Raw genomic sequence first — 14,976 nt, 5'->3', positions numbered from 1 at the left:
ACCGTCAACACCGTCTTTGCCTGGTGCGCCATCTTTACCCGGGGCACCGTCAACACCATCTTTACCGGGCGCACCATCCTTGCCGTCCAGACCATCTTTACCAGGCATACCAGATCCCACGCCAGCAAACAGCGATAGCCAGTCAGGGGACAATGCTGGAGCAAGGTTAGCCGTTCCTGATTCCTCGGTCGTCAGTATGTCTACACGTGCGATATAAGCCTGTCCTTCATGCACGACCACGTCATCCATGCTGTAGGCTGATTCAGCTGACCACTCGCCTTTGACTGTCAGGCCCCGGTCACCTTTGTCACCCTTTTCTCCTTTATCGCCTTTTTCGCCTTTGGCACCTGGGTCACCCTTTTCACCGCGCTCACCTTGTTCTCCGCGGTCTCCTTTATCACCTTGGTCACCTTTAGCACCAGGGTCACCCTTTTCACCGCGTTCACCTTGTTCGCCTTGGTCACCTTTGTCGCCTTTTTCGCCTTTGGCGCCTGAGTCACCCTTTTCACCGCGCTCACCTTGCTCGCCGCGGTCACCTTTGTCGCCTTTTTCGCCCTTATCGCCTTGGTCACCTTTTTCGCCGCGTTCACCTTGTTCGCCTTGGTCACCTTTATCGCCTTTTTCTCCTTTGTCGCCTTGGTCACCTTTTTCGCCGCGTTCGCCTTTTTGACCGTCCACACCATCCTGACCTGGTAAACCATCTTTACCATCAATACCATCTTTACCGTCAAGACCATCTTTACCAGGCAAACCTGATCCTACACCAGCAAACAGTGACAACCAGTCGTTGGAAGCAGACGGCGCGTCATTCACCGAGCCTGATTCCTCAGTAGCAATGATATCCACCCTTGCAATATATGCTTGTCCTTCATGAACAACCACATCGTCGGCTTTGTAGGCAGACTCTGCGGACCAACTGCCTTTAATGGTCAGGCCACGGTCACCTTTGTCACCTTTTTCACCTTGCTCGCCTCGGTCACCTTTTTCACCTTGCTCGCCTCGCTCACCCGGGTCACCTTTCTCGCCGCGATCGCCTTTTTCACCTTGCTCACCTTTGGCACCTTGCTCGCCTCGCTCACCCGGGTCTCCTTTCTCGCCGCGATCGCCTTTTTCACCTTGCTCGCCTTTGGCACCCTGTTCACCTTTCTCGCCAGCATCGCCTTTCTCGCCTCGGTCGCCTTTTTCACCTTGCTCGCCTTTGGCACCTTGTTCACCTTTCTCGCCAGCATCGCCTTTCTCGCCTCGGTCGCCTTTTTCACCTTGCTCACCTTTGGCACCCTGTTCACCTTTCTCGCCAGGATCGCCTTTCTCGCCTCGGTCGCCTTTTTCACCTTGCTCACCTTTGGCACCCTGTTCCCCTTTCTCGCCTCGGTCGCCTTTTTCACCTTGCTCGCCTCGGTCGCCTTTTTCACCTTGCTCACCTTTCGCGACGAGCCGTAGCCAGCTTTCTGTTGCAACTTCGGGTGATAAGTTGATGCCTCCGCTCTCTTGTGTTGACGCAATATTTGCGATAGCAATGTAGGCACTTCCATTTAGTACGACGACATCATCGATGGAATAAGCCAATTCCTCTGACCAGGCACCACGAATTTGTAGCCCTTTCTGACCTTTCTCACCCTGCTCGCCTTTTTCGCCTTGCTGGCCAGGTTCACCTTGGTCACCTTTTTCACCTTGCGGGCCAGGTTCACCTTGGTCACCCTTCTCACCTTGCTTGCCCGGTTCGCCTTGGTCACCTTTTTCGCCTTGCAGACCAGGCTCACCCTGCTCACCTTTTTCACCTCGCAGGCCTGGCTCACCCTGTTCGCCTTTTTCCCCATCGGCTCCGTCACGACCATCAGCGCCATCTTTACCGTCTGCTCCGGCCTCACCTTGCTCGCCTTTTGCAACCAGTTGCAACCACTGCGCAGCAACATCTGGCGATGGATTTGCGTCGCCACCCTCTTCTACGGCAGCGACATCTGCAATAGCAATGTAAGCGCTACCATTGAAGCTAACTAAATCGTCAACGACGTAGGCAGCAAGCTCTGCCCAGGCACCTTGAACCTGAAGACCTTTGTCGCCTTTTTCACCCTGGTCGCCTTTATCACCCTGGTCGCCTTTATCACCCTGGTCGCCTTTTTCACCCTGGTCGCCCTTCTCGCCTTGATCGCCTTTTTCACCCTTAGCGCCATCGAGACCATTGGCACCAGGTGCGCCATCTTGACCATCAGCTCCGTCTTTGCCGTCAATACCATCTTTACCGTCAACACCATCACGGCCATCAGCGCCTGGCTCTCCTTTCAAGCCGGTAGTAGAACCAACCCATTCACCGTTTTCATTGATCACAGGGATCCCGGCAACGGAAACTTGAGTCGCATCAACCGCCCCTTTCACCGAGCCAGACACATCAGCGTAATATGCACTAGGGACTGCGTCGATACGTAATCGGGGAGACATTTCAATATCGTCTCCGACTTTAATGCCAAGCTCTAATTCCGTATTTTGAAAAATAGCGGCATCAATGTCGTTGTTTTCCCCGAGGCGGACACTATATTGACCGTCTACAACCTGGACTTCTCTGACTTCCTGCCACAAACTTTGTTCATTGGCATACAGTGTAAATGTGATGGTTAAAGTATCATTGACGACCTCTTGTGTATTTGAATTGGTCAATGTACCTTGGTGATTTAGTTGTGCTGAAATTGCAGGCATAGAAATAGCACTGGCAGCAGCAATCATTGCGGCTAACGCATTAACTTTAAACATAATTTCCCTTAAAAGTTAGTCTAGAGCGGTTTGAGCATTGTCTAATTGGAAGTTGTTGGAGCTTGCTTTTTGAGTCACGATGACTGTTGAAGCTTTTAGATCGTGACGGCCAGAAGAAGCGCTTTGTATTACAGGCTGGGCTTGTGCCGTTTGAGACACTGTGTGAATTGCTTTGCCGGGAGTAGGCTTCGGCTCTGGATTAGGTTTTGACGTGACGGGCTTATCAACATTTGTACCCTGATCACCAGTTTGTACTGAATCTTTACTGTCCCCTGAACCACATGCAGAAAGCGAGGCAGCCATAACAATCACCAACAATAGCGATGGAATTTCCTTAGTCATTTTCTTCGTCCTGAATTAAGTATTATTTTTAAAATTGGAACTATAGCAGGTCCATACTACAAGAGAAGTCTACCAAGTCACTTCTATACAAACAACTTTTTTTTATTATTTTACAAAAGCTTAATGGGAAAGAAACTACCCACACAATGTCATTCAAAGAAAGAGGTGCTGTTCCAACTTTTTCTGTGCATCGGCTCTTAACTCATGAGCGCGAGCTAGTTCTGGGTAAAATGTCAACAGAAAATCTAACCGCTCCAATGCCCCTGTGTAATTTTGGCGCATTATCATGATCTCAGCCGCCGCAAGGAGCCCACTTGTATGGTAGGGATATAACAGTAAGAATTTCTCAAGCGCACTTAGCGCCTCTTCATGGTCTTTGTAGAAGTACCTCTGAAGAATGTAATAATCATAGAGTGCTTTGCTATCGTAAGGGTTTAGTGTAAGACTGCGTTGCATGTATAACTGGTTTGCAGACACGTATCCATGGTGGGCATAGTAACTAGCCAGATGATTTGATGTAAAAACACCCGCATATAAAACGAGCAAGACAGCAAGGTATCGAAACCTGAGCACTTTCATATCCGTTGTATTTTCTTCAATTAACTCCTTATTTCTGTACAACACAAAAGAGAACAAAAGTATTGCGAAAAACAGACTTGCCGGAGTCAGGAAGAGCGCAGTAAACATCGAGTGGAACACAGTAGACACCACAGCAACAAGTAACCATCTATCTGTCTGATTTCCTGTGTAAGCATTCACCATTGACTTAAACAGTAGCAAGGCAAGTATTGAAGAAAAAATAAGCCCACCAAGCCAACCTGTTTCACTGAAAAACTTCAGTGCTATGTTATGTGGCGTCCTGAGGATCTGATTTTCGCCCACCATAGGCGACGCCTCATCAGTACCAAGCTTTGCAAACTTGGGGTGAATGTACTCAAAATTATTGGCCCCTACCCCAAAAGGTTTATTAAGGAGCATATCAAACGTATTGACAAACAACTCCTCTCGCCCTGTATTCAGCTCCTTTATACTTTGCAGTTTGGCATTCAACCTTCCGCCCATATAGCTATCCACCTGACTGTAAGCAAAGCCTCCAGCTATCAAACTGACTGTTATTGTGAGGTAGGTTAGTGCTTTGCGCTTGAGTTTGACAAAAACAAGCAAGCAAAGAACAGCTTCGCCGAGCAGTAACCCCAGTATCGTGCCGCGAGTACCGGACCCGAGCAACGCACAAATACAGATGATAAAAGACAAGAAACCACAAACAGAGCGAGCATTTAATTTCCCCTGATACAAGATCGCAGCAACAAGCACTGGTAACCAAATATTGAGCACTTGCCCCAGGTTATTTATGAATCCAAATGTAGAAAATGCCGTTATATGAACCAAATCATAATCGTTTATCCGCGATTCAATATAAAATAGCGAGAAAACCACTGAAGAATAAATAACAATATCAAAGAGCAATTTGACACCATACCTGTGCCATATGTGTTTAAACAGAAAGTAACCAAGCAGCACGCTCCCTAAGTACCTAAGAATAAACACTCCTCCTTCATAAGGATTCACTGCATATGTTAATGAAACAAGCATTAGGAGTAATAGACCAATGCAAAGCCAGCCAACTCGGCCGATTTCAATATCAACTCTTTGAATAAATGCATAGGTAAGGGTCGTACAAATAAAAAGGTCAAATACTATCCACTTAGGAGTATCGAACTTATGATAGAAAACATCCCACGACACTGAAGAGATTAAGACTGAGGCCAGAATAGTTAAGAAGCCAAACCAGGCGACGTTAAGGTTTATTCCATTACTTTGCAAAATTACACTCCATTTCTACAACCTGCCTGGACAGAAAGTACTCATTATTTATGCTGACTGTAGATTATACCGGTACTTATCGGAAGGACTCTAACATAGTCGCTGACTGAAATGTATCGTTATGAAGTGCCGAATGTAGAATTTATGGTTGGAATAAGTCACAGGGCGTTTAGACTATTTAATAATAAAGATCCTTTCTTTTACACAAAGAAAAGGAATTGGACAAACAGTCCAATCCCAATCAGTTTAAAATCGGGTTAGAATCTCAGGCTAATCCCGGCCGATATCTCATTGATAGCATTTTCACTTAAGTTGTAGTAGCTGTAGCTCACATTAACAGACGTATTTTCCAAAACATCATACCCAAGCGTTATACCGCCATAAGCACTGGTTCCTTCTTTTTCATATTGCAGTAAATGTTTACTATTGCGTGTACTGTCAATCTGATATTTCCAGTCGAACGCCCCAAGAAACAAGGCCGCACTGAAGCGCTCATAGCGCAGCACTTCAAACCCGGATTGCAGCGCGAAGCCCTCTGGTAATACCGGTGTTGCTCGCGCTACCAGCTCATGTGTTGTATCTGGCGTAAGAGACTGGCCGGTTAACTCAAGACGCCCCTGGCCCAAGTCTATATAACGTAGCCCAACTTCCCACTTCGGCATCAGCTCGTAAAAGGCACCAGCCGACCAGGACTCACTATTGTCATCTACTGCACCCACTGTCAGCCCGCCAACAGAAGTTGGTGCCTGATAGTCAGCCTCAGCCTGACCCACTGCAGCCTCGACTCGCCATTGCTGCGCCAATACTGGATTGGCCAATAAACAGCTCGTAGTAAGCAGTGTATAGGCTGGCAATTTACTATTACGACGACGTAGAATTAATGCCGACATCATTATCACTAACAATCCTCCCAGACCACCCGAAGATGTATTTTCCACACTCACAGTTTGATATGCAGAGACGGTTATCTTGACTATGCCCTGACTGACAGCGCCTTTACTGTCTCTCACCTGATAGATAATGACATCTTCTCCAGAGAAACCCAGTTTAGGTTCGTAGGTCAGTGTGCCATCAATATTCACCGTTGCCTTACCATGTGTTGCCACCGCACTGACAAGGAATAGCTCATCACCATCTGCATCAGTGTCATTGGCTAACACATCAATAACTAAGCTTGTTTTATCATCCGTTGTAGCGACATCCAGCATGGCAGTGGGTGCTTTGTTAACGGTCAGGTTGACTATAGCCTGACTGTTAGATGTACCACCCTGACCATCAGAAATACTATATTGGATGGTCGCCACGCCCACGAATGTAGCAGGTGGCGTATAAACCAGCTTATTGTCTACGATCCGTACAGAGCCAAAGTCAACAGTCGCGCCAGTAATGGTCAAAACATTACCATCTGCATCAGTGTCATTTTCCAGCACATCTATGGTGATTTGCTGGCCAGCTGCAATTGTGACTTCATCTGCTACAGCCACAGGTAAAGTATTATTGGTTCTTTGAACCGCAATACCACCTGGGTCTACGACACTGCGATTGGCGATGCCATCGTCATCGTTTGGTCCACCATCAACAATTTGTAATTGCACACACCAATCACCTTCGGTCAGCCCTTGCGTCCACTCGTTACTGCCTGGAGGTGGACAGTAACCAGGCTCTCCTGTCGCCGACAATATGGCGTTGCCATCGGCTACAACAAAGTCGACCCACTCATTATTTTTGAGTTTACGGTAGAGTGCATTTGCAGGGATCGGTCTGCGCTGAGGTATTACGATAGTATATGTATCGCCCGCCTGCGGCAGCCCTGTTGCAATAAAGTCAAATAGCCCGCCAATGTTAACTGCATTCTCATCAGCAGGTAGTTCATTTTCGAGCAACTGAACGCCACCAGTCTCATTTTGCGCCACGGTTGCGCCTTTACGCAGGCAGACACCCGGTTCACCTTCAACCAGGAATTGAGCAGACTCCGCAGCTTGCTCCTGCATGACGTTACATTCGGTGATCGCATCCTGGAAGTCAGGTATACCATCGTCATCCGAATCGGCGTAGCCTTCCTCGTCGTCAGGGATCAAGTCTCCGTCTGTATCGACTTGCGTAAGCGCCTGCAGCTCGGCAACCACCTCAAGATAGATGTCTCTTCTTGAAGAGAGACTAGGCTGAGCATCGTCCGTTGCCGTCACGGTCAACTGGTAAATTCCCTCTGCCAGCCCAGAGGTGCTGAATACAAAAGTATTGTCGTCTGCACTTTGATTGACCAAGGTATTATCAGCCGAATTCCAGCTTAATGTTACATTATCCTGCGGATTTGCATCTCTGGCAGTTGCAGTCACAGTAACTAATTCATCGTTGATAGTAAGCAACGAACGGGTTTCGCCCGTCTGAGTCACTTTAACAGACACTTTAGGTGCGACATTTTCTTCAACAATGGTCACTGTCGTGGACGATTTTGCCCCTCGGTTTAGCGAATCTGCCAACGTGATAACGATGTTTTCATTACCCTCAAGGACGCCATCACCGAACACGTTGAAATTGATTTGACCGGATGTACCAGACTCAATCACCACCTGACCGTCAGCTAAATCATGATCTGCAGCATCGGCAGTCCCTGAGACGGTATATGGGATTGTCACCGGATAACTCGGTGCCAGACCATTTAGGAAGACACTCACTGTATGGCTTTGCTCTTCCGCAACCTCACTGTTTTTCTCCAGTGACACAAGTGGATTAACAAACACATTTTGCGTTGCGATGGACTGAGCTCCCTGGCTATCCGTTGCTTCCCAGTACACAAAGTGCGTACCCGGTGCGAACAGAGTTGTACCATCAACAAGAGACACAGGAATAGTATTCCCATTACCATCTACAGCCGTTGCCGTACCCAATGGCACCTTGGTAAATAACCCTGTTGCATTGGCTGTTACGTCAGTTGGGACTGTGATAACAGGAAGCGTCGTTACCGGTGCGGAGTTGATCTGCACCTGAGCTGTAGCCTTACTACGTGCCTTTTGACTGTCCTCTATTAAATAATCAACGACGATTAAGCCTTGGATATCTGCCTGAGCCACATAAGATAGTGTACCGTTAGCAATCGAGACACTGCCAACCGAAGCTCTGGCACCCACAATTCTCAGTACATCTCCAGCATCGGCATCAGTGTCATTGGCTAACACATCAAGCGTGTAGGTATTGTTGGCCTGCGGTTCGAAAACAAAGCTGTCGTTCACTGCGACAGGCAAATCGTTAACTGCGTTAATGGTGATCTTCACTTCGCCTGCAGCAGAGTCCAGGCTACCATCGTTGGCAATGTAGCTGAAACTATCCAGGCCATTGAAGTTGCCAAACGGCGTATAGGTGAAAGTATTACCTTGCAGCACCAGTAAACCACTCACAGGCTGACGCTCAATGGAGACTGTGACACTATCGCCATCCTCATCCGACGCATCCGCCACAAAGCTGGTTGTGCCATCTTCATTGACCACCACATCCATATTGTTCGCAACTGGCTGGTTGTTCACAAACTGAACTGCAATCTCGAATGGGCTCAAAGAAGCCTGTTCAACCCCATCAGTTACACTGATCACAATATTGCTATACACGCCCTCGTCATCTCTACCCGGCGTGCCAGATAGCGTGCCCGTTGCAGTATCAAACTGAGCCCATACAGGCAAGTTAGCAACCGCAAATGTCAGCGCATCTCCATCAGCATCAGAAGCCTGCGGAGTAAAGCTGTACTCAGTGTTGTGGACTACTGTGGTATCTGGCGTGCCAGAAATCACTGGCGCATCATTTACAGCATTAATCGTTAACGACACAGTGGCTGTATTTGAGTCAAGCGCCCCATCATTTGCCATAAAGCTAAAGCTATCTGAGCCATTAAAGTCTGCATTTGGTGTGTACAACCAGGTTGTATCAGACTGCTGCTGCAACGACCCAGACGACACACCAGACACTATGCTGTATGTCAGCGGATCGGCATCTGGGTCGGTGCCATTCAATGTGATCAGCAAAGTGTCGTCTTCATTCAGGGACAATGCTTGCCCCTCAACAACCGGTGCATCATTAATTGGGGTGACGCTCAAGGATACCGTAGCCTCGTTCGATACAGCGCCAGCCTGATCTTTCACGGTATAAGTGAAGCTATCGTTTCCGAAGTAGTTCGTGTTAGCCGTATAGATAATGGTGCCCTGTGCGGTCACTGTAGTTTGGCCATTCTGAGCTGCACTCACAACGGTGACACTACTCAAGTCGAAGCTATCTCCTTCATCCACATCAAAGTCATTGCCCAGCACGTTTACTTCAAACGACCCTTCTTCTTGCAACTCAACGCTATTATTGACTGCTACTGGCGCATCATTCACAGGCGTTAGAGTGACTGAGACTGTCGCAGGTAAGGAAGTAAGCCCTTCGCTATCGGTTAGTGTATAAGTGAAGCTAAAGGTACCCGTTTCATCTTGTTTGGGCGCAATCTCCAAGGTGCCATCGGCCAGAATAGTCACATCTGCTTTTGCATAGCTACCGGCGCCGTTACCTTGGTCTTCCAGTGTGACATTCGCACCATTAAAGCCCTGATCTTCCACATCTGAATCATTAGCAAGGATATCGAGAACAACCGTGATATCTTCATCCGTGGTGACCGCATCATCACCCACCACAGGGCGGTCGTTGATAGCACCAATATTGACAGTAATGCTGGCTGAGGCCGAGGCCAGCCCCTCACTATCTGTAATGGTATAAGTGAAGGTATCTTCACCAGTCTCATTGGTGTTTGGTGCATAGACTAAAGTACCAGCTTCCTGGTCCAGCGTAACCAAACCCAGACTCGGTGCGCTGGTCAGTGTCAGGTCTCCGGTTGGAATACCATCTTCTATGTCCGTTGCTGCAGCACGTACAGCCAGTGCCGCAGACGGAGTGTCTTCGTCAGTGCTGATCGTTAAGTTTGCAGCAACTGGTGCGTCGTTCACAGGCGTGATTGTCACCACAACCGTTGCCTGCTCGGAGGTGTTGAGCGCGGTATCTGCAACCGTATAAGTAAAGGTATCCTGACCATTCTCATTGGTTGCAGGCGTGTAAGTTGCGATGCCATTAGCAATGGACACAGACCCTTTGCTCGGCGCACTCACAACCACAGCCGAAGCCGCGTTCATATTGCCTTCTGGGTCGCTGTCATTGTCTAGCAGAGCAATTTGTACCGCTGTATCTTCGTTTGTTGTTGCACTGTCGTCAACCGCCGTTGGCGCATCCTCAATCGGGTTAATTGTTAACGATACCGTATGCGTAGCGGAGGCCGCATTTTGTGCATCGGTTACCTGGAAGGTAAAGCTATCGCTGGTGCTCTCCGAACCATCATGCTGATAGTTAAAGCTACCATCAGCGTTCAAGCTCAGAACACCATGTTGAGGCTGAGAAACCGCACTGGCAGACAAGCTATCGCCGCTATCTAAATCGTCATCACTCGCGGTGCTGAGTAAGCCCAGCGTCGTAGTTATACTCAGCAACTGTCCTTCATCAAGACCAAAGCTAAAGTCTTGTGCGGTTGGCGCATCATTGGTATTGACCACCTCAATATCAAAGGCGCTTAATGACTGCTGTGCGCTGCCGTCTGACACCGTAATCACGATTTGCGTGTCGGTACCCACATTAGCGTCGGTCGGCGTACCCGATAGTGTACCTGTTGCCGTATCAAAACTTGCCCAGCTAGGTTGATTACTGATAGAGAAAACCAGTACATCACCTGCATCTACATCAGACACTGTTGGAGTGAAGCTATAACTGGCATCTTCATTGACACTGGTCGCTGGTGTACCACTAATTTCAGGCGCATCATTGGTATTAACAACCGTGAGTGAGAACGCAGGCAAGGACGTAGTTGCCGTACCATCACTCACCGAAATCACTATGTCGTTTACGGTGCCTACATCACTGTTGGTTGGTGTGCCTGACAGCGTACCAGTTTGCGTGTTAAAGCTCGCCCAGGTTGGCTGATTAACAACGCTAAAGGTTAAGTTGTCTCCATCATCATCCGCTGCAACAGGTGTAAAGCTATACGCTGAGTCCTCATTGACCGATGTTGCGGGCGTCCCGGAAATGACCGGTGCGTCATTCACATTCACAACCGTAATTGCAAATGCATCCAGGCTTACGGTTTGCGACCCATCCGAGACACTGATAACAATACCCTGATAAGTACCCACATCACTATTAGCAGGTGTACCGGTTATCTCCCCGGTTGAAGTAGAGAAACTGGCCCACGATGGCAGATTTGTCACGCTAAAGGTGAGTGTGTCTCCACTATCAACATCCGACGCCGTCGGTATAAAGCTATAAACCGTGTCTTCATTCACACTGGTCGCCGGCGTTCCTGAGATAACAGGTGCATCATTGGTATTGGTTACTGTTAATGAGAATGCAGCCAGTGAGACCGTCTCTGTGCCATCACTCACACTGATAACAATGTCAGAGGTTGTACCCACATTGTCATTCGTCGGCGTGCCTGAGAGCGTACCCGTTTGTGCGTCAAAGTTTGCCCAAGCCGGTTGATTCGTGATACTAAAGGTCAGGCTGTCGCCTACATCTACATCACTGGCTGTTGGCGTAAAGCTATATGCTGCGTCCTCACTGACACTTGTCGCTGGTGAGCCAGAAATTGTCGGCGCATCGTTGGTATTAACCACTGTGATATCAAAGGCAGTCAGGCTCACAGTTTCAGTACCATCCGTCGCACTAATCACAATCCCCTGATAAGTAGCAACGTCATCATTCGTGGGTGTGCCCGTTATTGAGCCTGTGGTTGTATCGAAGCTGGCCCACGATGGTAGATTCTGCACACTAAAGGTCAATGTGTCAGCGTCCGCATCCGTCGCGGTTGGGGTAAAGCTGTAGGCGCTGTCTTCGTTAACCTCGGTTACAGGCGTACCAGAAAGCACAGGGGCATCATTCACCGGGGTGACCGTCATAGTGACTGTCGCCTCGTTCGAAACCGCACCGGCTGCATCCGCTACCGTATAGGTAAAGGTATCTTCTCCGGAGAAGTTTGTGTTAGGGGTGTAAATAATCGCACCCGCAGTCGTGACCTGTGTTTGACCACTACTTGGCGCACGAACTACAGTGACGCTTGACGCATCAAAGCTGTCATTTTCATCCACATCGGTGTCATTACCTAACACATTGACTTCAAACGAGCCCTCTTCCATTAACTGCGCAACGTTGTCAACAGCAACTGGTGCATCATTCACAGGAGTCAGAGTCACCGTCACCGTTGCTGCATCTGAGCTGAGCCCTTCACTGTCAGTCAATGTGTAAGTGAAGCTAAAGGTGCCAGTCTCGTCTTGTTTAGGTGCTATCTGTAATGTACCGTCTGCGAGTATGCTGACATCTGCTTTGGCATAACTGCCCGCGCCATTACCCTGATCTTCCAGCGTAACATTTGCGCCATTAAAGCCCTGATCTTCTACATCCGAGTCGTTACTCAGTATGTCTAGCGTCACGCTGACATCTTCATTGGTGGTCACACTGTCATCAGCAACAACAGGACGGTCGTTCACAGCACCTATGTTTACAGTGACAGTACCAGATTCTGAGGTACTGCCTTCGCTGTCTTTGATGGTATAAGTAAAGGTGTCTGTGCCGGTCTCGTTTGCATTTGGCGTATACACCAAAGTACCAGCTTGCTGATCTATTGCTACGCTCCCTTTTGAAGGTTGCGTGGCAAGAGCAATATCACCCGAGGGCGTACCGTCCTCAATATCGCTGGCACCGGCACGCACAGCAATGGCCTCACTGGCGTTGTCTTCATCAATTGATACATTGAAGTTTTGCACTGTGGGCTGGTCGTTAACAGGCGTGATGGTCACGGTCACAGTTGCTTCTGCGGATGTATTAAGTGCCGCATCTTTAACCGTATAGGTGAACGTATCCTGGCCCGTTTCATTGGCATTTGGCGTATAAGTTACCACGCCATTAACTATGGTCACAGTTCCTTTGCCAGGCTGGGTCGCGATAGCGGCTGAGGCTTCAACCAAGTCATTTTCTGGGTCGCTGTCGTTGGTCAGCAGGTCAAAAATAACTGCTGTGTCTTCATTGGTCGTTGCTGAGTCATCAACCACAGTTGGCGCATCCGCCACCGGCGTAATTGTCAGCGTCACCGTTTGAGTTGCAGAGCTTACATTGTTACTGTCTGTGACTTGGAAAGTAAAGCTGTCGCTGTGGTTTTCACTACCGTCATGCTGATAGCTGAAGCTGCCATCTGCATTCAGCGTCAATTGACCGTACTGTGGCTGGCTTACAGCACTCGCCGTTAAGGTGTCTCCGCTATCCGTGTCATCGTCCGTAGCAGTGCTTAACAAACCGAGGACCGCTGTCACTGTAAGCGTCGCTTCTTCATCTAACGTGAAGGTAAAGTCCTGTCCAACCGGCGCATCATTGCTGTTTACCACTTCAATGCTGAAGGCTGTCAGCGTTGCCTGATCAGTGCCATCCGAGACTGAAATTTGAATATTGGCATGGGTACCAACATCACTATCCGTTGGCGTCCCGGTGAGGGCGCCCGTCGTGGTGCTAAACTCTGCCCAGTCTGGCTTGTTCACAATGCTAAAGGTGTGTGTATCTCCATCGTCCGAATCAGTCAGAGTCGGTGTAAAGCTGTAGGCCTCATCTTCATTGACCGAAGTAGCAGGTGTCCCGGACAACACTGGCGCAATATTGTACTGCTTAGTCACTGTGGCAGTGACCCCTTCAGAAGCATTGCCCGCTTCATCGGATACAGTCACAGTCAGTGTTAAGGTCCCCTCATTAAGCGCACTCACATCAACGCCCGTTAGCTGTTGGCTGCTTGCTGTGATTGTTGTCGCGCTGTTGCTTGAAACAGTATTAGTGCCGTCACTGACCTGATATGTAAATGAACCAGAACCTTCTAAGCCAGATAGGGTAAAGCTGAGTGCCGACTCGTTGTCGCGGTTAATCACGGTTTGGTCGACAGCGACAGACTGGCCTGATGGCGAAACATTATCCAGCGTAATGCTTTGTGTTGCTGCATTAGAGGTATTGCCTGCCGTATCCGCTTGCGTTGCCGATACGGTGAGCGTGCCATTGTTCAGGCCACTAACATCCAGCTCACTGCCGCTCAGCGTCCAGTTACCGGAGTTGTCGGCGGTCACGGTGCGGCTCACCGAGCTGTTGTTGTCGGTGATGGTCACGGTCACGCTGTTACCCGACTCAGCGCCGGAGCCGGCAATGAGTACATCGTTGTCTTCGGCTGCGTTGACCAGTCCATCGGTTTCTATCGGCGTGGTGATGGTCACCGCAGACGGCGCCGCATTATCCAGGGTAATAGTTTGCGTCGCTGCGGTGGAGGTGTTACCCGCCGTATCCGCTTGTGTTGCGGATACGGTGAGCGTGCCATTGTTCAGGCCACTGACGTCCAGCTCACTGCCGCTCAGCGTCCAGTTACCCGAGTTATCGGCGGTCACCGTACGACTTACCGAGCTGTTATTGTCCGTAATGGTCACTGTGACACTATTGCCCGCATCCGCACCGGAACCTGAGATCAGCACATCATCATCTTCGGCCGCGTTAACAATGCCGTCGGTTTCAATCGGTGTGGTGATAGTCACGGCAGAAGGTGCGGCATTGTCCAGGGTAATGGTTTGCGTCGCTGCGGTAGAGGTATTACCTGCCGTATCCGCTTGTGTTGCCGACACCGTCAAGGTGCCATTGTTCAGGCCGCTGACATCCAACTCACTGCCGCTCAGCGTCCAGTTACCCGAGTTATCGGCGGTCACCGTACGGCTTACTGAGCTGTTGTTGTCCGTGATGGTCACGGTGACACTGTTGCCCGACTCAGCACCAGAACCAGCGATCAGCACATCGTTGTCTTCGGCCGCATTGACAATGCCGTCCGTCTCAATCGGTGTCGTGATGGTCACCGCAGAAGGTGCGGCATTGTCCAGGGTAATGGTCTGCGTGGCTGCAGTGGACGTGTTGCCCGCCGTATCCGCTTGTGTTGCCGACACCGTCAAGGTGCCATTGTTCAGGCCACTGACGTCCAGCTCACTGCCACTGAGC

At 49.4% G+C, this 14,976-nt stretch carries 4 protein-coding genes; all 4 read right to left on the bottom strand.

The annotated features are described in order from the left end of the window. The coding region (locus TW77_RS25995; protein ID WP_052713287.1) for a collagen-like protein at window positions 1-2,745 on the bottom strand (2,745 nt) is incomplete at its 3' end. Between the two features lie 15 nt (window positions 2,746-2,760). After that, window positions 2,761-3,087, bottom strand: coding sequence for a hypothetical protein (locus tag TW77_RS20295; protein ID WP_046006798.1), 327 nt, complete (start codon window positions 3,085-3,087; stop codon window positions 2,761-2,763). Between the two features lie 153 nt (window positions 3,088-3,240). Then, complete coding sequence (locus tag TW77_RS20290) at window positions 3,241-4,911, bottom strand: O-antigen ligase family protein (protein WP_046006797.1); 1,671 nt, start codon at window positions 4,909-4,911, stop codon at window positions 3,241-3,243. Window positions 4,912-5,168: 257 nt separating this feature from the next. Further along, window positions 5,169-14,924 (bottom strand): Ig-like domain-containing protein, encoded by a 9,756-nt coding sequence (locus TW77_RS20285; RefSeq protein ID WP_240479525.1) that lies wholly within the window; start codon window positions 14,922-14,924, stop codon window positions 5,169-5,171. Between the last annotated feature and the right edge of the window lie 52 nt (window positions 14,925-14,976).

The organism is Pseudoalteromonas rubra (genome assembly GCF_000967655.1).
Taxonomy (GTDB): Bacteria; Pseudomonadota; Gammaproteobacteria; order Enterobacterales; family Alteromonadaceae; genus Pseudoalteromonas; species Pseudoalteromonas rubra_A.
The sequence above is the reverse complement of the archived record's forward strand: the minus strand, read 5'-3'. Positions and strand labels throughout refer to the sequence as shown.

Bases quoted from the DNA above. Each gene is read 5' to 3' on its own strand.
- TW77_RS20295 (WP_046006798.1), bottom strand. From the start codon at position 3,087: ATGACTAAGGAAATTCCATCGCTATTGTTGGTGATTGTTATGGCTGCC.